23 protein-coding genes and 5 pseudogenes are annotated in these 25590 nt (G+C 59.1%); 10 read left to right on the top strand and 18 right to left on the bottom strand.

The genetic code is table 11. The features are described 5' to 3' along the window. Positions 1 to 37 precede the first annotated feature (37 nt). Positions 38 to 2107, top strand: a complete 2070-nt coding sequence (locus tag ACR9YP_RS09780) for a recombinase family protein (RefSeq protein WP_474219554.1) — start codon at positions 38 to 40, stop codon at positions 2105 to 2107. 5 nt (positions 2108 to 2112) lie between these two features. On the opposite strand, the gene tnpB (ACR9YP_RS09775) is transcribed toward ACR9YP_RS09780, so the two are convergent. Both tnpB (ACR9YP_RS09775) and ACR9YP_RS09770 read right to left on the bottom strand, forming a co-directional pair. Continuing rightward, positions 2113 to 2265: an IS66 family insertion sequence element accessory protein TnpB gene (gene tnpB / locus ACR9YP_RS09775; protein ID WP_474219553.1), complete on the bottom strand. Its 153-nt coding sequence runs from the start codon at positions 2263 to 2265 to the stop codon at positions 2113 to 2115. A gap of 33 nt (positions 2266 to 2298) precedes the next feature. Further along, the gene (locus ACR9YP_RS09770) at positions 2299 to 2982 is read right to left on the bottom strand and encodes a group II intron maturase-specific domain-containing protein (RefSeq protein WP_474221012.1); all 684 of its coding nucleotides are present in this window, start codon (positions 2980 to 2982) and stop codon (positions 2299 to 2301) included. Positions 2983 to 3164: 182 nt separating this feature from the next. Here ACR9YP_RS09770 and ACR9YP_RS09765 point away from each other — a divergent pair, with 182 nt between their 5' ends. Together ACR9YP_RS09765 and ACR9YP_RS09760 are read left to right on the top strand one after the other, a co-directional pair. Then, positions 3165 to 3419 (top strand): ribbon-helix-helix protein, CopG family, encoded by a 255-nt coding sequence (locus tag ACR9YP_RS09765; protein ID WP_474219552.1) that lies wholly within the window; start codon positions 3165 to 3167, stop codon positions 3417 to 3419. A gap of 140 nt (positions 3420 to 3559) precedes the next feature. After that, positions 3560 to 5290: a recombinase family protein gene (locus ACR9YP_RS09760; protein ID WP_474219551.1), complete on the top strand. Its 1731-nt coding sequence runs from the start codon at positions 3560 to 3562 to the stop codon at positions 5288 to 5290. Here ACR9YP_RS09760 and ACR9YP_RS09755 read toward each other — a convergent pair. The 4 genes and pseudogenes from ACR9YP_RS09755 to ACR9YP_RS09740 all read right to left on the bottom strand — a co-directional run. Further along, a complete protein-coding gene (locus ACR9YP_RS09755) occupies positions 5207 to 5791 on the bottom strand; it encodes a reverse transcriptase domain-containing protein (protein ID WP_474219550.1) in 585 nt (194 codons plus the stop codon). The genes ACR9YP_RS09760 and ACR9YP_RS09755 overlap by 84 nt on opposite strands. A 510-nt stretch (positions 5792 to 6301) precedes the next feature. Continuing rightward, on the bottom strand, positions 6302 to 6520 hold the full coding sequence (gene tnpB / locus ACR9YP_RS09750) for an IS66 family insertion sequence element accessory protein TnpB (protein WP_474219549.1): 219 nt from the start codon (positions 6518 to 6520) through the stop codon (positions 6302 to 6304). Further along, entirely contained in the window at positions 6517 to 6942 is a 426-nt protein-coding gene (tnpA, locus tag ACR9YP_RS09745; protein ID WP_474219548.1) for an IS66-like element accessory protein TnpA, read from the bottom strand. Before tnpA ends, tnpB (ACR9YP_RS09750) begins: the two co-directional genes overlap by 4 nt. Positions 6943 to 7086: 144 nt before the next feature. Then, positions 7087 to 7360 (bottom strand): annotated as a pseudogene (locus tag ACR9YP_RS09740) (lysylphosphatidylglycerol synthase transmembrane domain-containing protein); the annotation flags it as partial. Between the two features lie 701 nt (positions 7361 to 8061). On the opposite strand from ACR9YP_RS09740, the gene ACR9YP_RS09735 reads away from it, so the two are divergent. The 4 genes from ACR9YP_RS09735 to ACR9YP_RS09720 all read left to right on the top strand — a co-directional run bounded on the left by ACR9YP_RS09735 (position 8062) and on the right by ACR9YP_RS09720 (position 12927). Beyond that, positions 8062 to 8229: a hypothetical protein gene (locus tag ACR9YP_RS09735; protein WP_474219547.1), complete on the top strand. Its 168-nt coding sequence runs from the start codon at positions 8062 to 8064 to the stop codon at positions 8227 to 8229. A 466-nt stretch (positions 8230 to 8695) separates the two neighbouring features. Further along, the gene (locus ACR9YP_RS09730) at positions 8696 to 9745 is read left to right on the top strand and encodes an NAD-dependent epimerase/dehydratase family protein (RefSeq protein ID WP_474219545.1); all 1050 of its coding nucleotides are present in this window, start codon (positions 8696 to 8698) and stop codon (positions 9743 to 9745) included. A 574-nt stretch (positions 9746 to 10319) separates the two neighbouring features. After that, positions 10320 to 11843 carry a GMC family oxidoreductase N-terminal domain-containing protein gene (locus ACR9YP_RS09725; RefSeq protein WP_474219544.1) on the top strand — a complete coding sequence of 508 codons (1524 nt, stop codon included), beginning with the start codon at positions 10320 to 10322 and terminating at the stop codon, positions 11841 to 11843. 13 nt (positions 11844 to 11856) lie between these two features. Then, positions 11857 to 12927: an NAD-dependent epimerase/dehydratase family protein gene (locus ACR9YP_RS09720; RefSeq protein WP_474219543.1), complete on the top strand. Its 1071-nt coding sequence runs from the start codon at positions 11857 to 11859 to the stop codon at positions 12925 to 12927. A 6-nt stretch (positions 12928 to 12933) separates the two neighbouring features. Here the strand turns inward: ACR9YP_RS09720 and ACR9YP_RS09715 are convergent, their stop codons facing one another. Further along, positions 12934 to 13131 carry a hypothetical protein gene (locus tag ACR9YP_RS09715; protein WP_474219542.1) on the bottom strand — a complete coding sequence of 66 codons (198 nt, stop codon included), beginning with the start codon at positions 13129 to 13131 and terminating at the stop codon, positions 12934 to 12936. A gap of 145 nt (positions 13132 to 13276) precedes the next feature. Here ACR9YP_RS09715 and ACR9YP_RS09710 point away from each other — a divergent pair. Then, positions 13277 to 13834 (top strand): annotated as a pseudogene (locus tag ACR9YP_RS09710) (sigma factor-like helix-turn-helix DNA-binding protein); the annotation flags it as partial. A gap of 18 nt (positions 13835 to 13852) precedes the next feature. Here the strand turns inward: ACR9YP_RS09710 and ACR9YP_RS09705 are convergent. The 4 genes from ACR9YP_RS09705 to ACR9YP_RS09690 all read right to left on the bottom strand — a co-directional run bounded on the left by ACR9YP_RS09705 (position 13853) and on the right by ACR9YP_RS09690 (position 17113). Further along, positions 13853 to 15802: a recombinase family protein gene (locus ACR9YP_RS09705; protein ID WP_474219541.1), complete on the bottom strand. Its 1950-nt coding sequence runs from the start codon at positions 15800 to 15802 to the stop codon at positions 13853 to 13855. Positions 15803 to 15906: 104 nt separating this feature from the next. After that, positions 15907 to 16188, bottom strand: coding sequence for a hypothetical protein (locus ACR9YP_RS09700; RefSeq protein ID WP_474219540.1), 282 nt, complete (start codon positions 16186 to 16188; stop codon positions 15907 to 15909). Then, positions 16185 to 16658 (bottom strand): helix-turn-helix domain-containing protein, encoded by a 474-nt coding sequence (locus tag ACR9YP_RS09695; protein WP_474219539.1) that lies wholly within the window; start codon positions 16656 to 16658, stop codon positions 16185 to 16187. Before ACR9YP_RS09695 ends, ACR9YP_RS09700 begins: the two co-directional genes overlap by 4 nt. 164 nt (positions 16659 to 16822) lie before the next feature. Next, positions 16823 to 17113, bottom strand: coding sequence for a DUF5372 family protein (locus tag ACR9YP_RS09690; protein WP_474221011.1), 291 nt, complete (start codon positions 17111 to 17113; stop codon positions 16823 to 16825). 24 nt (positions 17114 to 17137) lie between these two features. Between ACR9YP_RS09690 and ACR9YP_RS09685 the strand changes: the two are divergent. After that, positions 17138 to 17912 (top strand): annotated as a pseudogene (locus ACR9YP_RS09685) (Mu transposase domain-containing protein); the annotation flags it as partial. Positions 17913 to 17928: 16 nt separating this feature from the next. Beyond that, positions 17929 to 18685: pseudogene (gene istB / locus ACR9YP_RS09680) on the top strand (IS21-like element helper ATPase IstB). A 630-nt stretch (positions 18686 to 19315) separates the two neighbouring features. On the opposite strand, the gene ACR9YP_RS09675 reads toward istB, so the two are convergent. The 7 genes and pseudogenes from ACR9YP_RS09675 to ACR9YP_RS09645 form a co-directional block, all read right to left on the bottom strand. Further along, positions 19316 to 19492, bottom strand: a complete 177-nt coding sequence (locus ACR9YP_RS09675; RefSeq protein ID WP_474219538.1) for a hypothetical protein — start codon at positions 19490 to 19492, stop codon at positions 19316 to 19318. Between the two features lie 176 nt (positions 19493 to 19668). Next, a pseudogene (locus ACR9YP_RS09670) lies at positions 19669 to 20617 on the bottom strand (transposase); the annotation flags it as partial. A gap of 573 nt (positions 20618 to 21190) precedes the next feature. Beyond that, positions 21191 to 21781: a hypothetical protein gene (locus ACR9YP_RS09665; RefSeq protein WP_474219537.1), complete on the bottom strand. Its 591-nt coding sequence runs from the start codon at positions 21779 to 21781 to the stop codon at positions 21191 to 21193. Between the two features lie 269 nt (positions 21782 to 22050). Next, positions 22051 to 22317, bottom strand: a complete 267-nt coding sequence (locus ACR9YP_RS09660; RefSeq protein ID WP_474219536.1) for a hypothetical protein — start codon at positions 22315 to 22317, stop codon at positions 22051 to 22053. Beyond that, positions 22317 to 22580: a hypothetical protein gene (locus ACR9YP_RS09655; RefSeq protein WP_474219535.1), complete on the bottom strand. Its 264-nt coding sequence runs from the start codon at positions 22578 to 22580 to the stop codon at positions 22317 to 22319. Before ACR9YP_RS09655 ends, ACR9YP_RS09660 begins: the two co-directional genes overlap by 1 nt. 1199 nt (positions 22581 to 23779) lie before the next feature. Continuing rightward, positions 23780 to 24979, bottom strand: a complete 1200-nt coding sequence (locus ACR9YP_RS09650) for an IS256 family transposase (RefSeq protein WP_438102715.1) — start codon at positions 24977 to 24979, stop codon at positions 23780 to 23782. 155 nt (positions 24980 to 25134) lie between these two features. Continuing rightward, positions 25135 to 25533: a hypothetical protein gene (locus ACR9YP_RS09645; protein WP_474219534.1), complete on the bottom strand. Its 399-nt coding sequence runs from the start codon at positions 25531 to 25533 to the stop codon at positions 25135 to 25137. Between the last annotated feature and the right edge of the window lie 57 nt (positions 25534 to 25590).

The raw sequence follows: 25590 nt of genomic DNA, 5'->3' as shown, positions 1-25590 counted from the left end.
GCAGAAGATCTCGGCCAAGTCCTGCGGGAGATGAGCGATGGGCTCGGAACTCGTCAAGCCGGATCACCTGGACCGCAAAGCAGTGGTGTATGTGCGGCAATCGACGCCACACCAAGTGATCAACAATCAAGAAAGCCTCAAGCTTCAGTATGCCCTCTCACAGCGCGCTCGCGAGCTCGGATGGCGCGAGGTCGACATCGATGTGATTGATAGCGATCTTGGGCAGAGCGGCGCTGCGGCAGCCCACCGGAAAGGATTTAAGGATCTGGTCGCACGCGTCACTCTTGGCGAGGTCGGTCTTATTCTATCGATGGACGTGACGCGCCTGGCGCGCAATTGTTCGGATTGGTACCCGCTGCTTGATGTCTGCGGGCACCGCCGTTGTTTGATCGCCGACCGTGACGGCATCTACGATCCCGGAACCCCCAATGGCCGCCTGCTGCTCGGCCTGAAGGGTACGATCTCAGAGCTGGAATTGCACACGATCAAAAGCCGGATGACGGCTGGGCTTTTGGCAAGAGCCGAACGCGGTGACTTGGCCCTGCAACTGCCGGCGGGCCTGGTTCGCGATCCTTCTGGGGTGGTCACCAAGGACCCGAATCTCGAGGTGCAGGGGCGCCTGTTGCTGCTCTTCGAGACCTTCCTGAAAGTACGGACCGTCGCGCAAGTGATGCGGGCCTTTGTTGGCCGCGGCTTGGCACTGCCTCGCCGCGACCGCCATGGCGATCTGCGCTGGCAGCCTGCGACGGTGTCAGCCGTGACAGCGATCCTCAAGAATCCGGCCTATGCAGGCGCCTTTGTCTATGGAAGGACTTGGCAGAAGCCATCCCAAATACCGGGAGAGCGTCCCCAAAAAGCTCCGCGTCGTGGAACGGACTGGAGGATCGTGGTGAGGGAAAAGTACCCGACCTACATCGATTGGGAGACCTTCGAGAAGATCCAGGCGATGCTGCGCGACAATCGAGCGGAGTACCAGCACATCAAGAGCCGTGGCATCCCGCGGGATGGGGCAGCCCTGCTTCACGGTATCACCTATTGTGGCGAATGCGGACACAAGATGGCCGTGCGTTACAAGGGCGGCAGTCAATATGTCTGCAATTATTTGAAAATCCAGCGCGGAGCGCCGGAGTGTCAGAAACTGCGTGCTGCACCGATCGACGCACAGGTTGCGGCGGCATTCTTGGAAGCGGTGGCGCCGGCGGAAATCGATGCGTTGTCCAAAGCGCGCAAAACCCATCTGCAATCCGAAAGAGCCCTGCGTTACGCTGAGGAGCAGCAGGTCGAGAGGCTTCGCTATCAAGCAGCCCTCGCCGAGCGCCAGTTCAATCGCGCCGATCCCGACAACCGGCTGGTGACCGGCGAGCTCGAGCGGCGGTGGGAAGGCGCTCTGTCGGAGCTGCGCCGAGCTGAGGAAGCGTTGACCCAGCGAAAGATGCCCAAGGCCAATGAACCCTTGGGCGTTCCTCACGATGTGCGTGCCAAGGTGATCGCCCTCGGAAATCGTCTTCCGGCGCTGTGCGAGAATCCGGCGACCCGCAGGGATCATCGTAAGGCGCTCTTGCGCTGTCTGATCGAAAAGGTCGTGATGCGTCGTTGCGCCCGCGACAAGGCCGAGGTGCGCATCGTGTGGCGCGGTGGCGCAACTACTGAGCTTCTGGTCACACTACCGGTTAATGCCGTGGCCGCCTTGCCGCGGCACCGAGAGATGGTGGAGCGCATATGCACGCTGACTCGTGAGGGCATGCATGACGATGAGATCGCGCGCATTCTGACGCAGGAAGGGCATCACTCGCCATGGGAGGCGGATAAAGTCCTGCCGATCACGGTCCAGCGCATTCGTCTTAAACGCCGCCTCAAGGTGCAACATCGGCAAACACGATGGCCGGCGGTCGCAGACCATTTGACAGGAACCCAATTGGCAACCCGCCTCGGGATTCCCACCAAGTGGATCTATGTTCAGCTCAAGCGAGGGAGCATCCTGACCCTCCGGGAGCCTTCAGGCCGCTTTCTCTTTCCCGACAACGCAACCTCCTTGCAAGCCATTCGCAGCTTGAGACATCACCGTGTCGCGAAGATCGATCTGAGGGAGGATCACCATGAAAAGTAGGGGCATCAACAAAGGCCCTCGAGCTTATAGGCCATCTGCGCCGCTGAGATCGATACCGCGCCGGCCGACGCCGCGGGCCAGATGAACTTGCCGCGGTCCAGGCGCTTGGCGTAGAGCGACATGCCCAGCCCATGGTGAGTCGGCCCCGGGAGTTGCACCCGGAGCCGCTCTCCGAACCGTACGTGACGCTCTCACGTCATACGGCTCTCAACAAGTACCGAAGCAGAACTCAACCTCGCCCAATGAGCAAACAGCTTTGGCCTGCGGCGGCGGATCAATCTGAGCCAGGTGGAGGCTCTGACTTTTCCATTCTTCAGCCCTTTGTATTTGCGTCGCGCCCAGCGGTTAAGAGATTCGTCGACGTATCGATACAGGTTGTGCATTTCTGACCGCCCATATCTGCCGTAGTACTGCATCCATCCACGAAGGATGGGATTCAGTTCCAAGGCGATTGCGTCGACTTCCGTCTGCGAGCGAAGCCTGAGCCGGAGCTGCCGGATCGTCATACGCATAGACTTCATCGCCGCCCTGCTGGCCGCTGGCGAGAACGTACAGAAGTTTTCTTTCTTCTGATGATTTCTTGCCCTGCGCGGTCGAAAGGTAAATCCCAGAAAGTCAAACGACTGACTGGTATGGCTACCCGGGCGGTTGCTGTCTTTGCAGTAGACGATCTTGGTCTTGTCGGGATGCATTTCGAGTTCGCATTCCTCAAACCTTGCTTGCAGCGCCGCCTTGATGGCCTCCGCTTCAGCTTTGGTTCGGCAATGAACGAGCCCGTCGTCTGCGTATCGACACCATGGTGACCGCGGGAAGTTCCGCGCCATCCATGTATCGAACGCACAATGCAAGAACAAATTGGCAAGGACGGGACTGATGGCTCCCTGAACGCAAAAGATAATTTACGCTTTGAACGCGTCATCACCGGCTGGCGCGATGGAGCTATTGTTGATTTGAGACGCAAAAGGTAATATCATTATGTCATATGATTCGATCGACGCAGGCGCAGAAGGCCGAACGGCTGAGGGCGGCGCGACGCTTGCTCGCGAAGAAAATCGGCATGGCGGAGGCGGCCTTGGCGCTGTCGCGCGAAAGCGGCTTGTCGCTGCGGCAAGCCTATCGCTATCTCGAAGTGGCCAAAAGGAAGGAGCCGCTCCTTTCCGCGCCGCAGCCGTCTGTGACGCTCTCCCTGAAGATGCCGGCCGATCTCGCCCAAAAACTCCAGGCGCGTGCGGCGGCTTCCAGGCTTTCGGCAAGCGAGGTGATGCGCCGGGCGGTGGCCGCCTATCTCGCGTCTGTCCGCGAAGATGGCTGAGCGGCGAAAAAAGCGCGACGTTCAACTCGAATTTGCGTTCGATCGGCTCGTCGCCGCCAAACTTGAACAGGTTTACGAAATTCTCGTTCCAGATCAGGTGCGCTTCGCGCGCGCCGGCGCCGATGTGACGGGAGGCGAAGATGAAAACCGCCGCGATTTACGCCAGAGTGTCGTCGGACAAACAGAAGGAGGAGAACACGATTGCCAGTCAGACGAGCGCGCTGATCGCTTTCGCGCGCGAGCAGAACTGCGACGTGCCGGCGGAATGGGTGATCGAAGACGACGGCTATAGCGGCGCGAGCTTGTTGCGCCCTGGGCTTGAACGACTGCGCGATCTCGCCGCAGAAGGGCGGATCCAAGCCGTGCTCGTCTACGCTCCCGATCGGCTGAGCCGGCGCTATGCGCATCAAATCCTTCTTATCGAAGAGTTCGCGCGCGCCGGCGTCGAGGTGTTGTTCATTCGCTCGAGACGGGCGGCGACGCCGGAAGACGAGCTACTGCTGCAGTTTCAGGGCATGATCGCCGAATATGAACGCGCGCAAATCCTGGAGCGGTCGCGGCGAGGGAAGCGCCATCGCGCCCTTCAAGGCCAAGTGAGCGTGCTTTCCGGCGCTCCGTTTGGCTATCGCTACAAGCGCAAGACCGATCACTCTGCCGCCTATTATGAGATCGACGAGCGACAGGCCGGTATCGTGCGCTGGGTCTACGAGCTTTACACCGCAAGAAACCACAGCATCGGCGCCATCACGCGCCTGCTCAATGAGCGCCAGATTCCGACAGCCAAAGAAACAGGCCGCTGGGAGCGCTCGACGGTTTGGGCGATGCTGCGCAATCCCGCGTATAAAGGAACGGCCTGCTTTGGCAAGACTCTGATCGCGCCGCGCATGCGTGTGACGCGGCCGTTGCGACTGCGCGGCGGTGTCGCGCCTCGCAACAGCGCCAATCATGAGCTTCCTCGCACAGAGTGGATCGAAATCCCTGTGCCGACCATCATCAGCGAAGAGACCATCGCACTGGCGAATGAGCTTTTGGAAGCCAACAAGAAGCATGCCCCGCGACGCACGATCACGCCGAGCGCCCTGCAAGGATTGTTGAGCTGCGCCAAATGCGGCTATGGGCTCTATCGCACCTCCACAAGGTCGAGCGCTCGAACTATCCATTACTACCGCTGCTTGGGCTCGGATGGCTGGCGCCGGCTCGGCGGGCCGGTCTGCGACAATCGCCCGGTGCGCCAGGATTTGCTGGACGAGGTGGTATGGAAAGAGATCGTGCGTTTACTTGAAGACCGAAACCTCATTGAAGACGAACTTGAGCGCCGGCTCAAGGCGGCGCGCAACGCCGATCCCACACAGCGCCGGGAGGAAACGCTTCGCCGCGATCTTGCGCGCTCCCGGAAACGCATCGAGCGTCTCCTCACGGCCTATCAGGAGAGCCTTCTCTCACTTGAAGAGCTGCGCAGCCGCATGCCTGATTTGCGCAGCCGCGAACAGGCTTGCCTATTGGAGTTGCAAGCGATCGAAGACCAATCGAAGGAGCGGGAAGTTTGTCTGCGTCTCGCCGAATCCGTGACGAGCTTCCTCGACCGCCTGCGCTCGTCCGTCGGCGAGCTCGATATAATCGAACGCCGACGCGTGCTGCGCCTTCTCGTGAAGGAAGTCCTCGTTGGCGACGACAAGATCGTCATCCGCCACTCCATCCCCCTCCCACCCACCCCTCCGGGTGGAAAGGAGCCCGGCGCCGCCGATAGTTCCGTGACCGCTCCTCCACCGCAAAGTTATCTTTTGCGTTCAGGGAGCCAGCACGCCCCGTTGGGGTGTGCCCCGGTCGCGAGCGGTGATCGCTCCGTCTTTGCCTTGCATCGGCGCTATTAGCCAGCGTTCGATGTAGAGCAGAGCCCATTCGTCTTGCACATGCTTCCTGATGGCCTTCATAAGCAACTCGTGGCTGATATTGTCGAACAGGCCTTTGATGTCGAACTCCAGCACCCAGTCCATCTTCCAACACCGTTGCCGGGTGACACCGACGGCGTCCAGCGCGGATTTTCCGGGCCGGTAGCCGTAGGAATCGGGAAGGAAGATTTCCTCGAGTGCTTGTTCAATCTGCAGCTTGACGACCGTCTGCGCCACGCGATCTGCTACTGTCGGCACGCCTAGAATGCGTTGTCCGCCGTTCTTCTTGGGAATGGGGACAGCCCGAACGGCAGGTGGAAAGTAGCTGCCAGAAGACATTCGATTCCAGACCTTGTAAAGGTTGCCCTTCAAGTTCTTCTTATCCACGCCGGCTGAGCCCGCATTGGCTTTGACCAATCGGTAGGCCTTCATCACTGTTTGCTTGTCGATATTGTACTGCTTACGTTCGGTTACACCCATCATGTCCTCCTGCTCATCACAGTTGCATGCGGGCGGAACCACTTGCCTCGGCCCCTTCGCTCCAGTCCCATTACAGCACCTTCATCACTACTACGAGCCAATCCGCCCCAGTGTCGTGCTTCGGTACTCTCGTCTCGCGGTGTGCGCCGCTTGAACTTCTCCCTTGGCATCACAACGACTGGTTCCTGCAGTTCTCTACAAGAGCCTGTATCCAGATCGCGTCCCCTAAACGCCGGTCGCCATCCGCGCAGTAATCCAGGCGCCTCACGGATTGATCTCAGGGATGGCACGCGCCCCTGATTTTGGCGACGTCTAAATAATTTTCGACGCGTCATCGGAAGATTCGCTTTCGCTCGCCTTCTGGATACTCACCTGCCCCGTAAACCCGGGACTTTTGCAACACTTGCTGATGACCGCGCCTTTTAAGCGAAGCCACAGTGTCGTGGTTTTGCATCTGCGGCTGGAACGCCGATGCAGGAGGGCCAACCTCCATCTCTCATAAAGCTGTACGCATCAAATTCGGTTATTCACCTCCTTTATGCTCTGCAGCACACCGTGCCAGAGAATCTTGACCAGGTCGCCGCGGCGGCCCCGGAAGATGTAGAGATCGCCGGCATGCGGATCGCGCTTCAAGCTCTCCTGAACCGTGAGAGCCAGGCTTTGCATGCCGCGACGCATATCGGTGTGGCCTGTTGCGATCCAAACCCTGACGCCGTTCGGGATCGGGATCATCGTCGTCTCAAAAGTTCAAGAACCCGCTGCAGCGCCTCACCGTCGACGTCCCGGTCAACGCGCACGCGACAGCCGCCGCCAAGCTCGATCTCGATGATTCCAGTCCTTGCGCGCAGCGCAGGGGTTGAAGGCGCCGGTTGCGGCTTGCTGATCGATGCCGGTGCCGGCGCAGGTGTGATCTCGACGGGAACAAGAGCCGGCACGACATCCGCGCTCAGCCGGCCATCGCGCGCCAAACGGCGCCACGTGAACAATTGGCTTGTCGACAGCCCGTTGCGCCGCGCCGTCACCGACACCAATCGTGGCCCGCTATAACTCTCGGCGACGATCCGCTGCTTCTCTTCCAATGTCCAACGGCGCCGTGCGCCCGTCGAGACCACTTCAAGTCGGGAAACCTTCGGCATAGGCATATGGTCAGTCATACGCCTATGTCTTCATCCTTCATCATACCGCGCAAGGCGGTCCTCGCCGAAGCGATACCATGTTTGTGGTCGACGAGCGTGATATCCGACCAGCGAGAGCCGACCGTTGGCGTCACCAATCATGCCGAACCGCCAGCGCCGTCAGGCGCGATCGGTCAGGATCGAGTAGACCGCCCCAGCCTGCGTCGCTGCGATCGACGAGCCACAGACAAACCGCTTCGCCACCTATGGATGATGCGAGCGTCTGGTTGAAGAAGCTGCCGATCAAGTTGTAGCGGACCTTGAGGCGCGGCTTAGGGGACCGGAAATCTCGCGCCAACGCGGCGCGTTGAGAAAAGATCTGGAAGATGGTGACTGCAATACTAAGCGCGATATTGATCAGCCGCGAGTGGATCGCCGCGAAGCGAATCCCGCCCAGTGCGAACTAAAACAGCCCGATTGATAACGCCACTCAGGCTGTAAAGATCAGAAATCCGCGCATGCCCAGCTAGCTCACGGGAGCCCAAAGACGTCCGTGTAACACGTCACGACGATTGATAGCTCTAGGTCTATCCGAGACGGTTCCATAGGGGACCGCGCGCCCGTGTTTAACTTATCGGTTTAAAATTTCACCCTCAAGTGTGGTAGGGAGCGCCCGCCTCTACGATTTCCTAACCCGGATCTATGCCTTCTTGCTCAAACTGTGAGCTATTCGTGCGTCCCCAATGATTGAAGCGAGCATGTCCGATCATTGCCAACTCAGCAGCGACCTTTCGGAGTTCGATTGACTCTTTCCTCCCGGTTATGAACGACACGATCTAGCATGGCGGCCGAAGTGCTGTTGTGAAGAGCTATGTCCATGGCTTTATGCCCTCGGCGATACACTACTCGAAGTCGGGGCTGCTCGGGGCCATTACGTTAACGTCTTGGGCAAAGGCAGTTCGATGCGTACGGCTGCGATCTGGCCGATCCATGGATTCACGAGGAGGCGAGACCGTTCCTCTGTATGAAAACTGATTTTGCCGACGTTGGCAAGGAGCCGCACATCGGCAAGTGGCGCCCCGCCGTTGGGCGATTATCCCGCGGTCAGCTTTTCCGGCAATCGCCAGTTGACTGATCCGGCTTATGCCGGCGAACGTGGTGATCCGCACTCAGCTACACCACGAGCGGGCGGGTCTTACCGCGAAGCGCTGCCGCATCGAGCATCTGCTCGGCCAGAACAGTTTCGCGTTCTCCTCTTACAAGGCCTTCAGGCCCTTCGCCTCGGTTTACGCCGCCGTCAACTACCAGGATCAGTCATTGATCTAAATGAAACACGTGTGGCAGGTATTGATGATGACTGCGTTTGGCCAAGCATCAGCAGCAGGGAATTCGGACATGCAAAATCAATCATCATCAGTTCTCATTAACAAACCTGATCGATCCGTTCACTTGTCGCCCGCAAAAATGGTAGGGCTCCGGTCAGCTCAATCACGATCTTCCTCCTCAAGAACACACATCTCCGCCGCGATCGCGTCCGCGGGCTCGTCGACGTCTACTCTTTTGGCTGCTTTGTCATAAACGCGGCATCATGCGGCGACCAAGAAAGGAATTTCATAATTAAGGATGTCATCGCGTGTACAATGTCCCGACTGCGCCGCATAACCCGAGTGGCGATATCAAGAACGTCGCCGGAATTAGGACCGAATTAGTTCAACCTTTAGCGGTCCAATCGAGGACTCAGCGGGCGACACACGTGTTCCCAGTGATCTTCTTGACATTTGTGTAGTCAGAGATGGTGAATACAGTCTTAGTTACCGGCGGCTCGGGATATTTTGGGCAAGTGCTCAGCAAACAGTTGCTCGAGCAAGGAACCTACGTTCGCGTGTTCGACCTAGACTTCCCTGGCTTCAGTCATCCTAATCTGGAATTTTTCAAAGGCACGATTCTGGATCGCAACGCAGTCAAACAGGCAGTCTCCGGCGTGGACAAGGTATTCCACACCGCTGCGCAGAACCCTTTAGCCAAGGACGTAGAGTTGTTTTGGTCCGTCAACAGGGACGGCACGCAGATCATTGCTGACGAATCGGCTGCGGCAGGAGTCGGGAAGCTCATATATACCTCCTCCACCGCTGTTTATGGCGCCCGGAAAACGAATCCCGTCACAGAGAGTACAGAGCCCAATCCTGCCGAAGATTACGGACGCGCAAAGCTCGCGGGAGAAATCATTTGTAAAAAAGCAATGCAACACCATAATCTGGATGTGACGATTGTGCGCCCGCGGACTATTCTCGGACATGGCCGTCTTGGCATCTTCCAAATCCTGTTTGACTGGATAGAACGGGGCTTCGACATTCCAGTTCTGGCTGGCGGGAATAACAGATATCAGTTCGTTCACTCAGATGATCTGGCCTGGGCATGCATTGCAGCCTCGGAAGTGCGAGGCTTTGCAGAATACAATATCGGTGCCGCGGAATTTGGCACAATCCGTGAACTTCTTCAGGCGGTAATCGACCATGCCGGCGCGAAAAGCCGAATCAAATCTATTCCGATGTGGCCGAGCATCATCGCAGCGAATCTGGCAAGTGCGCTCGGTCTCTCCCCCTTGGGCCCCTACCATGCACTGGCGTACGGTCGATCAATGTATTTCGATATTTCGAAAGCGCAAAAAGAACTTGGGTATAGTCCCAAGTACTCTAATTCTCAGATGATCATCGACGCCTATGATTGGTATCGGGCCAATAAGGCTTCTATAGCCAAACAAGGAGCGTCACACCATAAGTCGCCTGTCAAACAGCAGGTTTTAGCACTGCTTCCTCAATTGTTGCGGATGATCCCGGGATGAGTGCGCAATCTCAAAGGCTCTCGACTCCATGTGGGTTTCGGCTGCTTGTGCGGTTGTCGCGGGGGCCGGGTTTGCAATGCTGGCGGTTACGCCATCTTACATTCTTGGATAACCCGTCCACCTGCACAAATGGATCGGGCTCGGTCTTGTCTTGGCAGGCACAGTTTTTCTGGCTCGAGGAGACTAAAGTGGTATTCGACAGAGTGCTCGTGGCAACACTGATCCCTACGTGGCCATTGCTCGACGGGGAAGAAAAACCGACTGCAGTTAGTGAAATCGTAGCAAGCGTCAGCCGAGCGATTGCAGACGCCCCGTTTCATATTCGTTTCGCGGTTCGAAGCGTTTCGATCTTCCTGAGCCCTTGCATCTTGTTGATTTCGGCCGGCGCGGGCGGCCCATTGGCAAGCTCGCTCCGCGCAGATAGGTTTTATACTCTTCTGCAGAGATCGCCTGGTCCCATCACGTCCATTGTGCGCCTTTATCGATCGATGACGCTGCTTGCATTCTATGAGCAGACGCCCGTGGCGGCAAAGCTGTTATCCGTACGGACTACGGGCAAACAAAAGGCTTCAACATGAAAGGCAGTTTTCATCCGAGGAATAAACTTCAACTGGAGGCGGATGCGGTGATTATCGGCTCCGGTGCAGGCGGTGCGAGCGTGGCAGACGTGCTGACAGCTGCGGGTTTATCTATAATCATGCTTGAAGAAGGCAAGCATATTCCCTCATCATCGGCTTCTCCAAGCGCGAGAGAGGCGTTTTCGGCAGCCTGGCGCGGCGGGGGAATAACTGCCGCGATTGGCCGCCCCCCCGTTACGTATGCAGAAGGCCGCTGCGTCGGGGGAGGAACAGAAATCAACAGTGCTATTACCCAGAGAGCCGATAGCGATGTCATTGATCAATGGCGCAAGCTCAACAAGATCGAGAATTTCACGCCAGATGAACTGGGGCCATATTACGAGCGCGCGGAGACAGCCGTAAATGCAAGCCTGACCCCTGGTCCCCTCGGGCGTCCGACTGACATCCTGCGGCAAGGAGGCGAAGCGCTGGGTTGGAAAGTGTCGGAGCTGAAACGGGGACAACGTGGCTGCAAGGGCGCCAACCGGTGTTCTTATGTATGCCCGAACGGCGCCAAGCAGTCCATGGCGGTGAGCCTTCTGCCAAAGGCGGTGGACGGCGGCATGCGGTTGCTGGCGCAAACACGGGTGGATAAGATACGAATTGAAAAACGCCGTGTCACAGAGGTGATTGCCCACTCAAGCAATGCCGACAGACAAGCCGTGCCAGTGCGCGTAAAAGCCGGCATGGTGTTTGTTTGTGCAGGTGCCATACACACCCCAGCGCTTTTGCGCCGCTCCGGCCCGCGTAAACGCATTGGAGATACACTGCGCCTTCACCCTACAATCAAGGCAACGGCGCTGTTTAACGAGCCTGTCGATGCACATCAGTCGCGGCTTCCTCTGACGGCAATTACCGAATTTATGCCGGAACAACGCATTGGTGGATCGATATTCACGCCGGCACTTTTTGGCCTCTCGCTTGCGGAAGACTGGAGCAATCGCGGCGATCTGATGCGAGACTGGCGTTTTTGCGGCTCGTATTACGGCATGATACGGCCCCGCGGAGTGGGCTCAGTGAGACCGCTTCCCGGCTTTAACGAGCCGCTCGTCAGTTTCAAGCTCGCCCCTGAGGACTGGATTGCTCTGAGCCAGGTTCTCACCCGTCTCGGCCAAGCCATGTTTGCGGCCGGCGCCCGCAAGGTGTTCCCGAGCATATCCGGCCACGAAGGGTGGACGAGCCCTGATCAGGTACATGAATTCTTGAACAAGCCTCTGCCCAAAGGGGCAACGAATCTGATGACCGTACACCTGTTTTCGAGTTGCCCGCCGGGCGAGCATCAGGATGCTTGCGCCGTCGACAGTTACGGACGGGTGCGTGGCATCGAAAACCTCTTTGTAGCCGACGGTAGCCTCATTCCGGGAGCGCCAGGCGTCAATCCCCAAATGACCATCATGGCCCTAGCGTTCCGGGTTGCGGAAGCAGCACTCTGTCATTCAGCACAAGAACGCGCCCGGTCAGCGGCAACAGACATAAATTGAGAGGGTTGTTAATGTGCAAGAGACAATCCAGGTATCGCTGAATTGCCCCCTCGTGCTTCTGACAGGAGCCGCCGGCTGGCTGGGCGGGCGCATCGCGGCGGCGCTGACGAGAGGTTTGCCGGAAGCACGACTTCTCGCAACCGGAGGCTTCCGGGTAAGGGCGCTTGTGCTTCCGGGAGAAGACGTGTCGCAGCTGTGCGAACAGAGCGTCGAAATCGTGATAGGTGATATCCGGGACATGGAAACTGTCCGTACATTCGTGGCTGGTGCCGAGGGTGCTGTATTGATCCACATGGCGGGAGTCATTCATCCCAACACCGTTGCTCAGTTTGAAGCGATCAACACGCAAGGCACTATCAATCTGGTTACGGCAGCGCAAAAAGCGCGTGTGCGGCGGGCGCTTGTCATGTCGTCGAATTCGCCGATCGGCTGCAACCCGCGGGCGGATCACAGATTCACAGAGGAAAGCCCGTATAACCCATATATGGGATATGGCCGCTCCAAGATGCTGATGGAAAAGGCGCTGCTTGCGGAAATTGCCGCCGGCAGCCAGATAGAAATCGTCGTCATCCGCGCGCCCTGGTTTTACGGACCCAACCAGCCGTCAAGGCAAACTCTCTTTTTTAAGATGATCAAAAACGGTAAGTTTCCCATTGTTGGATCTGGACGGAACCGCCGCTCGATGGGCTATACCGACAATCTGGTGCAGGGCATTCTGCGGGCCGCAGCTCACAAAAATGCAGCGGGTGAGATTTTCTGGCTTGCGGACGAGACGCCGTACACCATGAACGAAATTGTCGAGACCGTCGGCAAAGTCCTGCATGAAGATTTCGGCATGACAGTCAAGCCCAACAAGATCCGTCTGCCGAGCATTGTGGCCGAAGTCGCAACGATGGTCGATGTAACTCTTCAGTATGCCGGCATCTATCACCAGAAAATCCATGTCCTTTCTGAAATGAACAAGACAATCGCCTGCGATATTACCAAGGCTAGAAAAATGCTCGGTTATGCACCCAAGATCGCCTTGCGAGATGGCATGCGCCTTTCGGTCGACTCCTGCCTGAAGAACGGGCAGGCGATTTAAGGCTTCTCATCTTTCCAATGCGTAACGGCCGATTGAGACCACGTTCTTCGGAGCGTCAATCCAGCCGCCTGCGCGTTCGACCTTCGGCACCGCGCCGACCGCAACGAGGACCAGATCGGCGAGGTACGTGCGGCCGTCCGCCAGCACGACTTTGGAGCGCCCCTCATTCGCGCCGATACGCTCGACCGTGGCACTGGCCTGCATGTTTCGCGGGATCGTGAGCAGAGATTTCAGACGATCGTGAGCACGGATTTCGCTGGATCGTGAGCAACTTTTCAGCGGCTCAGCCCGCTTCGGCCGACAACTCAACCGGCTTAGGAACTGCCTCGTCAGTGAACGAGGAAGGCCGATGCCCACCCAGATTTATTGTCGATGCGCCGGATCAAAGAGGTTCTCCGCTTAAAACATGTTCAAGCTTGCCGGAGCGAGCCATCGCACGCACCTTGGGCATCAGCAACGGCGCCGTGCACAGCTATCTGCGCCGAGCAGGGCTTCCGGGCTGATCTGGCCGTTGCCGGCCGGAATGACTGACGAAGACCTGGAGCTGCTGCTTTTCCCTGCGCCGAGGCCTGCGTCGCAGAGCCCCCCGGCGACACCATCGACGTCATCGACCCTCAAGTGGGGAAGTGCAGTCGATGAAGCTGTTCGTCGCGGCGATGGGCGCGTCCAATTATACCTACGCCGAGGCCTGCCCAAGCGAGGGGCTCGCCGACTGGATCCGGTCCACATCAACCTTTTCGCCTTCCTTGGCGGCGCGCCGACATTCGTGGTCCGCGACAATCTCAAGGCCGCCGTCACCAATCCCGACCGCCACGATCCTGGCCTCAACCGCACCTATGCGGAGATGGCGGCGCATTTCGGCACGGCCGTCTTGCCGGCGCGACCACGCAAGCCGCGCGACAAGGCGAACGCTTCATACTGCACCTCATTCCTTTGATGGCGCGGTGATGGCGGTGAGCTGCGCCGGGCGGGCGCCGCGCCCACCGCAGCCTTTGCGGATCGTCATGCCAGGCGGGATCTCCCACAGGCCACGGTTCAGGCTATCGGTATAGCATTTTGTGATGAGCCCCTGGCGACCCCACGTGTGTACGGCTGTCTCGGAGACGCAGAACTTGGCGGCGATCTCGCGCGTCGTGAGCATACCACGTCGACGCAGCCGCTCATATCGGCTCGCAAGTTTGTAGGCGCAGCGAATGAAGGCAACCTTCTTCAGATTAAACGCCTTTGCTTCCCATGTACGCCATCCGTGATTATTGAGAATCTCGGCGACTTCGCGATCGCAATGATGGTCAAGAAGACGATCAACCTCGGCGACGAGTTCAGGTTTGAACTTGCGGATCTGGGCGATGGGTAGCGGCCGGTCGAGCACCAAGGTGCGCGTGGCGCCGCCAGACAGGCGCACATGGGCCGTGATGGTTTGCGACTTGATTAAGGTTACGTCGTCGATGAGCAGACGCACGATGCGCTTGCGCTCGCGGGAGTCAACTCGCGGATCTTGCCAGATCCGCGGAAGCTGCTCGGCGAGGTTAAGGATGCGACGCTGGGCTTCTGCGCTGAGTGCCGCAGCCTGCTGTTTGCTCCGGCGCTTGTAGTCTTCGGCGGCATCGGCATGACGGCGCAGCTTGTCGTTCCATTCGGCCTCGAGTGAATCGGCGACGAGTCGGTTGTCGGGATCAACCTTCATGTAGCGTCGACGCGCAAGCTCGGCTTCATAGCGCATCCGCTCGACATGCTGGCGACGCGCTGCATCGGTCTCTGCGGCGCGCGCCTCAAGTTCGCGCTGCACCTCAAGGGTGACGGCCAGCGTCATCGGCGTCATCAGCTCGATCATCAGGTCGGCGATCCCCGCATCGACGATCCTCCCGGGAACCGTTTGGCAGGTCCATACCGCGCGGCGTATCGCGTTCGCCTGGCACAGATAGGTTGGGACGGTGCTGCCGTGCTCCTGGCTGTAGCGCACACCCATGCGTTCGCCACACAGGCCACAGACCACGCGACCTTGGAGGAGCGCCGGTCCCTCGCGCGCCGGTCCCGACCGCCGCTCGCCACCGAAGGCACGAGCGTTGTCGGCGAGCCGCCGCTGGTTGGCCTCGAAGCGCTCCCAGTCGATGTAGCCCTGGTGCATTCCCGGCATAACGAACTGCCAATCGGCCCTGGCCACCTTGACGACACTGGTGCCACCATCGGGCCGGTGCCGTATGCGCGTTCGGCCATACGCAAAAGCGCCGGCGTAGCGCGGATTGTGGAGCACCTGCAGAACGCGCGCATGGTGCGGCGCCGCCCACAGGAGATCACCTTTGTTCGATCCTGTCCGGAGTCGGCGCGGGAACAGCAAACCCTGCTCCCGGAAGAAGCGGACTGTCTGCATCGCACTTCCGGTCTGCTCGAAGGTATCGAACAGGAGACGGATTGCGTTCTGCACCTGGAGGTCGGGATCGAGGCCGATCGTCCGATCGTTCCGGTAAACCAGCCCGACCGGAGGGCACATCTCGAGCTCGCCGCGACGGGCCTTGTTGAGCTGACCACCACGCATGCGTGCTTTGAGGATGTGCAGCTCGGCCTCGCTCATCGTACCTTTGAGGCCGAGCAAGAGGCGATCGTTGAAGCTGGCTGGATCGTAGATACCGTCTTCGTCAAGGATGAGCGTCGCCGTCAATGCGCAAAGCTCGATGAGCCTGTGCCAGTCGGCCGAGTTGCGCGCAAGGCGCGAGACCTCCAGCCCCATGACAATACCGGCCTTGCCGAGCGCCACCTCGCTCACCAATTGCTGGAAGCCGTCGCGCGCTGTCGTACTTGAGCCGGACTTGCCGAGATCGCGTGACGTGAACGCGCTCGACCGGCCAGCCGGCCACAACTGCTCGATCCCGCAACCCATATTGGCGCTCGGTGCTCTCGCCGTGCTCGGCGACCTGGCGAAGAGTCGATTGGCGGACATAGAGGTAAGCGTCGCGCTTGAGATGGTCGGCAGTGATTTTAAGCTCAGGCATGGAAGGGCTCCATTGCGATGGCGACGAGGATGCCGGCGATGAGGCGCGTGACGTCGCTTGTTGCGGGCGACGGATTGTCTGGGGCCGAGTGCGTGAGCCGATGGTCGTAGCAGGCCGCCTTGGTATCGACCTCCTGTCCGCGTGCTCGGATCCACGCTGCCAATCCCCGTCGACGAAGAATGGTGAGACCAGGGCAGGCCGTGAACTCGGCACGTAATGCGGCGGCGCGTAGCTTCTCGTAGCTGTCCGCTGCGTCCGCAGGCGCGACGATCAAGCTGGGTTGAGTCGTTTTTTTTTGCGCGCCAGCGCCCGCTCCAGGCTGCGTCGGTGCACCTTGACGCCGAACCGCGCCGAGATCGCATCTAGGCAGTGCGACGTCGTTAGTTCGGGTCTTGCAGCTTTGAGAGCGGCGACGAACGCAACGACCTCGGCGGAGACCTTGTGGCCGCCTTTGGGGCCTCGCCGGTTCGGCAACAGGCCGGCAAGCCCGGTGGTCTGCAGGGCGCTCTGCGCCTTGTAGAAGGTCGGGCGCGTCACGCCGAATGTCTCGGCGGCCTCGCTGATCGCAACGCCGTCGACCTGGTGACGTCGCACCATCTCGTAGCGCACCTGCACCAGGTCCTTCGCATCGAAGAATGGGTTGCTGACGAACGAGGGGTCGCGGACGGCTTCCGGATTTGGATTGAGGACGCCGTCTTGCGCCAGCGCCTCGCTCTTCGGATCCCGCTTCTTCGCCCTGGCCATGCTCGGCCTCAATCTTACGTAAATATAAATACGCCTCTATATGTTGAGTGTCAATGGAGATGTCGACGCCATATGAAGATTTATCGCGGCTAGCAGCGTAGTAATACGCCGCACCGCGTCGACGGCATGGCGTTATTATCCTTACACATGCGGCGTATTTAGATTTACGCATTACGGGCGCCCATGCTCTCCGCGAGCCGGTCTAGCGAGTCACAAAGCGCCAACAGATCAACCGCGCAAAAGGCTGCTCTACCCGCAGCAATCAGCCGGAACTCATCGGGTGGATCGATATCGGTCCATGCGCTCGCGATCGTACAAAGTCGACCGTTCTCCCCCTCATAGACCACCCGGTCTTCGCCCCAATGACGGCGCCGACAGATCAGCTCGAACTTGCGACCGCAGAGCGGATGGAAGGGGGTGCGTGATCCGCACCTTTTGCGGGGTCGTACCCGCATGACCTGCAGTCGACAACTTTTGCCAAGGCAAAGGTCGAAGTTGCGGTGCAAGTCGCCCAGCGATGGATTTTGGCGCGGCTGCGCAACCAACGCTTCTTTTCGTTGCTGGAGCTGAACGCAGCCATCAAAATACTCGTCGTCGAACTCAATGCCCGGCAGATGCGCGACTTTGGCGCCAGCCGCGCCGAACTGTTCGCCGAACTCGACAAGCCAAGCTCACAAAGCTGCCGGACCAGGCTTACGCTTTCGCGCGCTGGAAGCGCTGCCGGGTCGGCCCCGACTATCATATCGAGATCGACGGACACTGGTATTCCACGCCATATCGGCTCATCCGTGAGCTCGTCGATGCGCGCATTGACGACAGGACGGTCGAGATCTTCCACAACGGCCGCAGGATCGCCAGCCACCCTCGCGCGCCCAACCGGCGGGGCCACACCACCATCACCGACCACATGTCAGCGCCCATCGGCGCTACGGCCAATGGACGCCCGCCAGAGTGATCGCCGCCGGTGAGCGGATCGGTCCGTCGACCGCCGCCTTCTTCCAGGCCGTGATCGCGGCCCGGCCGCATTCCGAGCAAGGCTTTCGCACCTGCCTCGGCATTCTGTCGCTGGCCAAAAGCTACAGCGCCGAGCGCGTCGACGCGACCTGCCGGCGCGGCATTCTGATCAAGGCGCGATCCGTCGTCTCGATCCGCTCCATCCTCCAGAACGGCCTGGATCGCACCTTTCTCGACGAGCCCTCCGAACCCCAACCCCTGCGCCACGGCAACATCCGCGGCCGGGATTATTTCCACTGAAGCCAAGGAGACCTGTATGCTCAACCATCCCACCCACGAACGCCTGATCGAGCTCGGCTTGAGCGGCATGGCCAAAGCCTTCGAGGAGCAGCGACGATCACCTGATCTCGAAGCCTTGCCGTTCGAAGATCGCATCGGCCTGCTGGTCGACCGGGAAGCCGCGGAACGCGACACCAGGCGGCTCACCACGCGCCTCAAGCTGGCCGCGCTGCGCTAGAATGCTTGCGTGGAGGACGTCGATTTGCGTACGCCGCGGGGTATCGACCGGGCCGTCTTCGCCAAGCTCGTCAGCGGCGACTGGATCGATCGCCACGAGAATTTGCTCATAACCGGGGCGACCGGATTGGGCAAAAGTAGGTTAGCCTGCGCTCTCGGCCACAAGGCCTGCCGCGACAATCGCTCGGTTCTCGATCATCGCGTCCCAAGATTGTTCGAAGCGTTGGCGCTCGCGCGGGGCGATGGACGTTATGCCCCGCTTGCTCAAAACCCTTGGCCGCGCCCAGCTTCTGATTTTGGACGATTTGGGATTGTCGGTGCTCACCGCCGCCGAGCGGCTACTGCAAGTCCTCGAGGACCACCATGGCCGCGCCTCCACCATCGTAACTAGCCAACTCCCAGTGGACACATGGCACGAAGTTGTCGGAGATCCAACCTACGCCGACGCCGTCCTAGATCGCCTCGTCCATAACGCTCACCGCCTCCAGCTTGCCGGCGAAAGCATGCGAAAACGCAACGCCAAAACCATCACCCTTGACGCGCAGCCAGAACGCTGACTCTATCACCGCCTCGGCCGGAGCGGGCTGCTCACGATCGTCTGAATTCGGCGCTCATGATCGCGCGAAATCGCTGCTCACCATCAGCGAAATATGCACACTGGCCTCGATACGCTCTTCAGCTCCAGGATACCGACTGGCGCCGAGCTTTTTATCCCGGCGCACCAAGGGCAAGCGTGACCAAGTAGGCCCCACTCGTTGAGCAGGCTGGCGCCGCGCTCGCCTACATCCTGCAAGCTCGACCGAATGTTGATAGTCCGTTTCTGTTCCTGTCCTTCACGCCGCTTGTGGGCCGTGCCGGTACGTGTCGAACGTTTCGAGGTCGTGCGGGAGCGGTTGTGGCATGGCCGGAACGAGCTCGGTCGCGTCGGAGGCGCGCATATCCTGCGCCAAAGCCTAATCCCCATGTAGCCAGCGACACGGTCTGCTGCCTCACCGGTTCGTCATCGCGGGTGAAGCGCCTCTCTCGACGAAGGCGCCGCATGAGCGAACGGCTCCGTCTGGCGCTGTCCCTACAGTTGTACTTTCGTCGCCGAAGGAGGCGGGATCGGCGCCGGCGACGTGAAAGGATCGGATCCTGGCTACTCGGGTGTTGCGCGTTGCCACGAAGTTGTTCCGCTGCTACTCGAGCTATTCAAGAAAGGTGAAAACGAGGTCCCGATCGAGATCTTCAAGAGCCAACGCCGCTCGCCAATGAAGCGTGCGGACCAAATGATCGTAGTTGGTCACGTCGCCCAAGATCGACTTCATGTTAGCTTCTACGCGGGCGATTTCGAACAGACTGGCCGTTGCGGGCGGCTGGGCCATCGCGTAGTCCGCCACCCGAGAGCCGAGATGTTGTAGCTAAGCGCAAGCTAGGTGCCTTGAAGCCCATGTGCCGGGTGAGAAAGTGACCTTCCCCGAAAAAGCGGACGGCTTCAAGCGGCTTTGAGCTCCATCTCGATGGGCGCGATATATCTGATAGCTTTGCTATGACGCGGGGCGCGGTATTCCTGCTCATAGTGGTCGGCGACCTGGATCTCTGTAGCTCATGCCGTGGCGCAGGGTGTTATAGAACAAAACTGCGATCTTGCGGGCAGTTGCTGTGACCGCCTTTGACTTACCCGCACGTGATGACAGCCAGCGACAGAAAGCTCCGAGCGCCGTATCGCTCCGTCCAACGGTTGTTGCGGCCAACCGCAACAGTGCAGCTGCCCGGCTGGAGGATCCCCGCGCACGCGCTGAGAGCACCTTGCCGCCTGAGATCTTGTTTCCCGGTGCGAGACACAGCCAGAGGTGAAGTGTTTGGCGCTCGGCCACGCTCTCAGATCGCTGCCACACTCACCGACGAGCTTCAGTGCCAGTGATGGGCCTAACCCGTGGATCTCAGTTAGATCGACGCCGAGCAAACCATACAAGGCGGACCCGACATCGAACGTCGGCGACCTGCTTGATGCGTGGGCTGGATGTTTTCCGACCGGCTTTGCTTCCTTTTATTGTTCATTGTCGCGGTCAGGACTTCGAGCTTGCGGTTGCAGTCCAGCATCTTCGTCCGGTAGACGTCGTAGAGTTCCAACGATGGATCAGCGCGAAGACATGTTCATGCCGGTCATTAGCCACCAGCGCCGCTCGGATCGTCTCGATAGATGAATGGCATCGCACGTCCTGGTACGTTGCTAAGCCGTCAGGATTTCGTCGCCTGCAACAATGGCTCTGATAATTCGCATGCCGGTCGCTCCCGTGACATCGGAGACCACATGATGAAGTTGCAGATTCATCTCCATCATGGGCTTCTGCATGTGCTGGAAATGGGCGCGCCGTATTCCACCAATCGCTCGCGCTGGCGTAGACAGCGCGCAGGGTTTTCGATCTCGGCATCAGGTCGGACGCTGCCAGTAACAGGCCATAAGAATGAAGCTCGCGCAACCACGCTGAGTCGCTGACATCGGTCTTGGGGCGGTCTGTACACTGTACGCAGTATCTCAGCCCGATCTACTTGTCCGTCCCAGGGGCTATCCAGTCGCCGAAGAGGGCTGCGAGCTCATTTTGCTCTCGGAGAAGCGCCAACGCGGCCGATGATCCGTCTTACTTGAGATGTGAGGTCGTTCTTGAAAGGGCCAGCAGAACTCACGCCGCAGCAGCAACAAGGGACATTCTGGAGCGCTGGAGAGCGCCTACGTTGACGCAACGGACAGTCTTGTTCAAATCGTCGGCTATCACGATCGAAATCGTTTTCATCGAATCCTGCCAAATGCAAGATGGCGATTGAAAGCTTTTGAGCTCTTTAGTCTGCACTGTATCTCCTCGGCTGCTGGTTTCATTCTTGACGGTTCATTGTGTTCGGACGCAGCTGCGCTTGCAACTCGAAAAGTCCCGAAAAGAGCAACCGAGAGCGCAAGTAGGTAGGGGCGCGGATCACCGCACGGATCGCATGCCTCCCCGGGGGAGGTAGAAAGATGATAGGCGCCTCTTTCTCAGCTACATCAACGGCGATGTCGGTGGTTCCATTTCGTTGCTTCAAGATCGTCAACGACACTCGTATCCTTGCGGTCCGTGCTTGCTGTTCTTAAACGGATCTACCAGAGCGTCCGTGTAGACGCCCGCCAGAAGCCGGTGTTTGGCGAGCAGGTTCTTTCGCACGAAGCGACTGAAGCTCGCTATCCGCTGCCCTTTCTCTGTCAATCGCACGCAGCCGTTCACAATTTCAATCGTGCCCGATTGTAACTGCTCGGTCAGCCGCACGTCGACGACCCGGAATTCCGGCATGTATTCCTCAACAGAAACCAGCGGGATAGCGTCCTTGCGAATTCCTCCGCCGCGCTGCTGAAGCTTTTCAAGAATGTAAAAGGAAAATGAGCGATCAAGTACGGCTGGACCGGAAATGGCAGCCGCATACCCGGTCGTACACCAGATGACGAAAATCAACCCGCATTCAAACCCGGTAAGCGGTAGCCGGCGCCGTAACAGAAGGGCCAGGAAACCGGCCAAGATCGCTGCGACTAGCGCATCGCCAATCGCCGAATAGAAAATCACATTGACCGAGAACCAATAGATATGCGCGAAATACACGCCAGCATACAGCCCGGCAAAAATCAACGTCATCGCAACCGATGCCATGATCTTGCTATCCCGACTAGTTTTACTCAGCATGGGAAGCCTCGCTCTTTTTAAATACCAGTTGCTTATTGCCAAAGTCGGAGATGACAGCCTGCATGACGACGCTGACAAGGAAACCCGACGTGGGGTTCAATCTCATGAGATCCGCCCAAGAAAGTAGCGAAAGTGCTTGGAAGGCGGCGACGCCCCCCCGAAACATGGCTTTTCGTCGTTGAGGCAAGCCAGGAGATCGCGAATTGTGACCGGCAGATCCTCTCCGTCCGAATCCATCAGCACGCATGTCGCTTCTCGCAGATTTTCGGCAACATAGCCGAGGCCGCCCCTATGGCATGCTGATGGCTGACATTGCGCTTAAGCCGCAGAACGACACCATCCAGTCTTACCCGCGAGAAGGCCTCGATCGGCTCCCGGACCGAACCGTCGTCAACAGCGATAATAAACACTTCCTCGCCATGCGCGGCGCACAGTTCACGAAACAGGCGACTGGAGGCGTCGCGGTCTTCATAAACCGATGTAACGATCGTAAGCTGCGACATCACACACGCAACAACTTGCGGAAATAAGGCTGCGGTCTTTTGAGACCATCATGCAAAGAGACGCGAGGCTTCCAGTCGAGAACTTGCTTCGCGAGCGAGATGTCCGGTTGACTCTGCTTCGGATCGTCCTGCGGCAGAGCCTTGAAGTTAAGCGACGCCTTGGCGCCGATGCTCTTGATTATCTTTTCCGCGAGCCCCAGCATTGCGAATTCGCTCGGGCTACCGAGATTGACAGGCCCGGTGAATTCGGCCGCCGTGTCCATCAACCGCAAATGCTCCGCGCTGTCGAGTCAAGCGTGCCTCGCTGTTGCATCTTTATTCTCCATTTGCCAAACAGAACACCCAGCCTCCTGGATGAGTCGGCGCGACAGGCGGCTTGATGGCATCGGGCCAAACTGGAGGTTTAGACAAGTCTTACGGGCAGCTGGGTGGCTCTTTGGTGCAAACGAATAAAGCCACTGGGTGCGTTGGTTGGGCAGCTACCAGATCAGATGGGGATCACCCGCCACAGATCGGAAGGTTTGATCGCCGTGCTCTTGGTTGCGACCGACAGGCTCTCCTGGATAGCGCCTGCAGCTGTTCCTCGCCCATGCGGTTGTCAGTGATGAGCGATCGAACACCAGGCCATGCTGGGAGAACTCCTCGCCGCGGAAGTACTGTCGAGTAGGCCAAGGGAGTTTCAGCCTCAGCCCTAGTCGCGGGAGACGGTCGCCCGTCTCCCTCCCCACAAGAACGTACATGCGGATTTACCGCACTACGCTCTTCGGCATTTGCTTCACAGCACTTTGCAGGGGCTGCAACTCCGCATCTGAGGCGCGGTTTTGGTTCAGTAACGGCGTCCTTGCTTTGATCTGGTGGTCTTCTCCAGTCAAGCGTCGTCCGGCCCAGCTGCGGCTGCGCAACATCCGATGCCAGTAACGCTCCCGGCACGATACACCTTCACGAGCATCGAAGCTTCCCCGCCGAACATAAAAAGCATAGTTCCCGCGTGCGAGGGCGTTGATTTCGCCGACCTGGTCACTGATCGCACGACCTCGCCGTATGAGTTCCTGCAGGGACGTAAGGCTGCGCCGCGAGCGAGATTTCTCGGTGCGATCCCAACCTTGAAGTCACCTTTTCAGGTTTTGCAGCGTCAGCTTCAGAAAGTAGATCGTTTCCGGGCGCTTTCTGCCGCGTTTACCCGCGTGTCGCCGCGCGAACCGACCGAACTCAACTAACTTAATTTTGTTCGGCTCAAGAGAGAGACCGAACTTTACCAGCGAAGGCGCAAGGCGTGGTGAACGCTGATAGCGTCCGATCGATGTTGAAAACAGGTCAGAAACTCGTCGATGTAGTGCACCAACCGCGCTTCGCCCGTAACCGGCACCTCACCACGCGTTCGAACCAGCAAAGATGGATCGTGTCCCTGGGCGTGGTGTAACTGGCGGTGGGTCACCGCATTCGCCGGCCTGGGCCGGATCGGTCAGCTGGCGATTGCCGGGAAGCTGACGGCGGGATCATCGCCCAACGGCGCGATCGTTTCCAGTGTCATGTAGCGGCCGCGCTGGACCGCCCACTCGTCGTTCTGTTCAAGCAGGATGGCACCGACCAGACGGGTGATGGCATCCTCATTGGGGAAGATACCGACCACTTCGGTTCGCCGCTTGATCTCGCCGTTGACCCGTTCGAGCGGATTGGTCGAGTGCAGCTTGGCGCGGTGCGCGGCCGGGAAGCTCATGTAGGCGAGCACGTCGGTCTCGGCCTCATCGAGGAACGCCGCGAGCTTCGGCAGTTTGGGGCGTAGCTGATCAGCGATGCGCCGCCACTGCGCCCGTGCCGCTTCAGCGTCGTCCTGGGCAAAGGCGGTGGCAATGAAGGCGGAGACCACCCGCCGCCCGCTCTTGCCGGCATGCGCCAGCGCGTTGCGCATGAAGTGGACGCGGCAGCGTTGCCAGGTGGCGTTGAGAATCTTGCCGACCGTGGCTTTGATCCCCTCATGGGCATCGGAGACGACGAGCTTGACACCGCGCAGGCCACGGCGGGCCAGCTTGCGCAGGAACGCGGTCCAGAACGTCTCCGCCTCGGACGGGCCGACATCCATGCCGAGCACCTCGCGTCGGCCGTCGCCGTTGACCCCGACCGCGATGATCACCGCGACCGAGACGATGCGCCCATTCTGGCGGACCTTCACGTAGGTGGCGTCGATCCACAGATAGGGCCAGTCGCCCTCGATCGGGCGATTGAGGAAGGCCTTCACCTTGTCGTCGATCTCGCCGCACAGCCGCGACACCTGGCTCTTGGAGATGCCGCTCATGCCCATCGCCTGCACCAGATCGTCGACCGAGCGGGTCGAGACGCCCTGCACGTAGGCTTCCTGCACCACGGCCGTGAGCGCCTTCTCGGCCATCCGCCGCGGCTCGAGGAAGCCCGGGAAGTAGGAACCTTTGCGCAGCTTGGGGATGCGCAGCTCGACCGTGCCGGCACGGGTCTCCCAGCTCCGATCGCGGTAGCCATTGCGCTGGATCTGACGCTCCGAGCTCTTCTCGCCGTAAGCGGCCCCAGTCAGGCCCTCGACCTCCAGCTCCATCAGCCGGTGGGCGGCAAAGCCGATCATCTCGCGCAACAGATCGGCATCTGGGGTCTTCTCCACGAGCGCACGCAGGTTCATCATGTCGTCGGTCATCGGTGGTTCCTCGAATCAGGTTGGTGTCGCAACCCAAACCTTACCGACGAATCATCGGTGGCCACCCCCAAAGCCGCTCGCTCGCTACGGCGCTATGTGGGGCGCGCGTCGCGAGCGGCTTTGCTAATCAGCTACACCACTCCTTGGGACACGACCTAACTTGACTTGTGGCCCTGGGCGAACAATTCTGCCCTGAGTTCATGGCCGTTGGCCAAGGCTCCATCCATAGAGATTGACAAATGGCGACTGGTGCCCGCGTTTTTGTGAATTGGCTGAAGGTCGCCGCTGATTGCGCGACCTCGGCTATGAATATGAGCGATGGCAACATGTGGTCTAAAATTCAGATCGTTTTCAGCTTCCTCAATGAGCACCGAATCGCCCGATGACTGAAGGGCGTTCGCGTATCGAACACCGTCTTTGTGCATAAACGTTACGACACCGATTCCTGCCTGCCCACGAAGGGCAAGTTTCGGAACCATGTGCTTTAGCTGATGATAAACCGTGGCCTGTGAATTGCTTGAAGAGCATAGAAACGCAGCAGCAATACCGGACATGTTTTCAGCCCCTCTTGAGGAACCGATGTTCTTGGGTCCATCACAGGCGAATGTATT

The organism is Bradyrhizobium sp. BR14999 (assembly GCF_056106085.1).
The sequence above is the reverse complement of the archived record's forward strand: the minus strand, read 5'-3'. Positions and strand labels throughout refer to the sequence as shown.

Excerpts from the sequence above, each read along its gene's own strand:
- ACR9YP_RS09780 (WP_474219554.1), top strand. The coding sequence starts at position 38 with ATGGGCTCGGAACTCGTCAAGCCGGATCACCTGGACCGCAAAGCAGTG.
- ACR9YP_RS09765 (WP_474219552.1), top strand. The coding sequence starts at position 3,165 with ATGGCGGAGGCGGCCTTGGCGCTGTCGCGCGAAAGCGGCTTGTCGCTG.
- ACR9YP_RS09760 (WP_474219551.1), top strand. The coding sequence starts at position 3,560 with ATGAAAACCGCCGCGATTTACGCCAGAGTGTCGTCGGACAAACAGAAG.
- ACR9YP_RS09755 (WP_474219550.1), bottom strand. The coding sequence starts at position 5,791 with ATGATGGGTGTAACCGAACGTAAGCAGTACAATATCGACAAGCAAACA.
- tnpB (WP_474219549.1), bottom strand. The coding sequence starts at position 6,520 with ATGATCCCGATCCCGAACGGCGTCAGGGTTTGGATCGCAACAGGCCAC.
- tnpA (WP_474219548.1), bottom strand. The coding sequence starts at position 6,942 with ATGACTGACCATATGCCTATGCCGAAGGTTTCCCGACTTGAAGTGGTC.
- ACR9YP_RS09730 (WP_474219545.1), top strand. The coding sequence starts at position 8,696 with ATGGTGAATACAGTCTTAGTTACCGGCGGCTCGGGATATTTTGGGCAA.
- ACR9YP_RS09725 (WP_474219544.1), top strand. The coding sequence starts at position 10,320 with ATGAAAGGCAGTTTTCATCCGAGGAATAAACTTCAACTGGAGGCGGAT.
- ACR9YP_RS09715 (WP_474219542.1), bottom strand. The coding sequence starts at position 13,131 with ATGCAGGCCAGTGCCACGGTCGAGCGTATCGGCGCGAATGAGGGGCGC.
- ACR9YP_RS09705 (WP_474219541.1), bottom strand. The coding sequence starts at position 15,802 with ATGGGTTGCGGGATCGAGCAGTTGTGGCCGGCTGGCCGGTCGAGCGCG.
- ACR9YP_RS09695 (WP_474219539.1), bottom strand. The coding sequence starts at position 16,658 with ATGGCCAGGGCGAAGAAGCGGGATCCGAAGAGCGAGGCGCTGGCGCAA.
- ACR9YP_RS09690 (WP_474221011.1), bottom strand. The coding sequence starts at position 17,113 with ATGCGGGTACGACCCCGCAAAAGGTGCGGATCACGCACCCCCTTCCAT.
- ACR9YP_RS09675 (WP_474219538.1), bottom strand. The coding sequence starts at position 19,492 with ATGGCCCAGCCGCCCGCAACGGCCAGTCTGTTCGAAATCGCCCGCGTA.
- ACR9YP_RS09665 (WP_474219537.1), bottom strand. The coding sequence starts at position 21,781 with ATGGCATCGGTTGCGATGACGTTGATTTTTGCCGGGCTGTATGCTGGC.
- ACR9YP_RS09660 (WP_474219536.1), bottom strand. The coding sequence starts at position 22,317 with ATGTCGCAGCTTACGATCGTTACATCGGTTTATGAAGACCGCGACGCC.
- ACR9YP_RS09655 (WP_474219535.1), bottom strand. The coding sequence starts at position 22,580 with ATGGACACGGCGGCCGAATTCACCGGGCCTGTCAATCTCGGTAGCCCG.
- ACR9YP_RS09650 (WP_438102715.1), bottom strand. The coding sequence starts at position 24,979 with ATGACCGACGACATGATGAACCTGCGTGCGCTCGTGGAGAAGACCCCA.
- ACR9YP_RS09645 (WP_474219534.1), bottom strand. The coding sequence starts at position 25,533 with ATGTCCGGTATTGCTGCTGCGTTTCTATGCTCTTCAAGCAATTCACAG.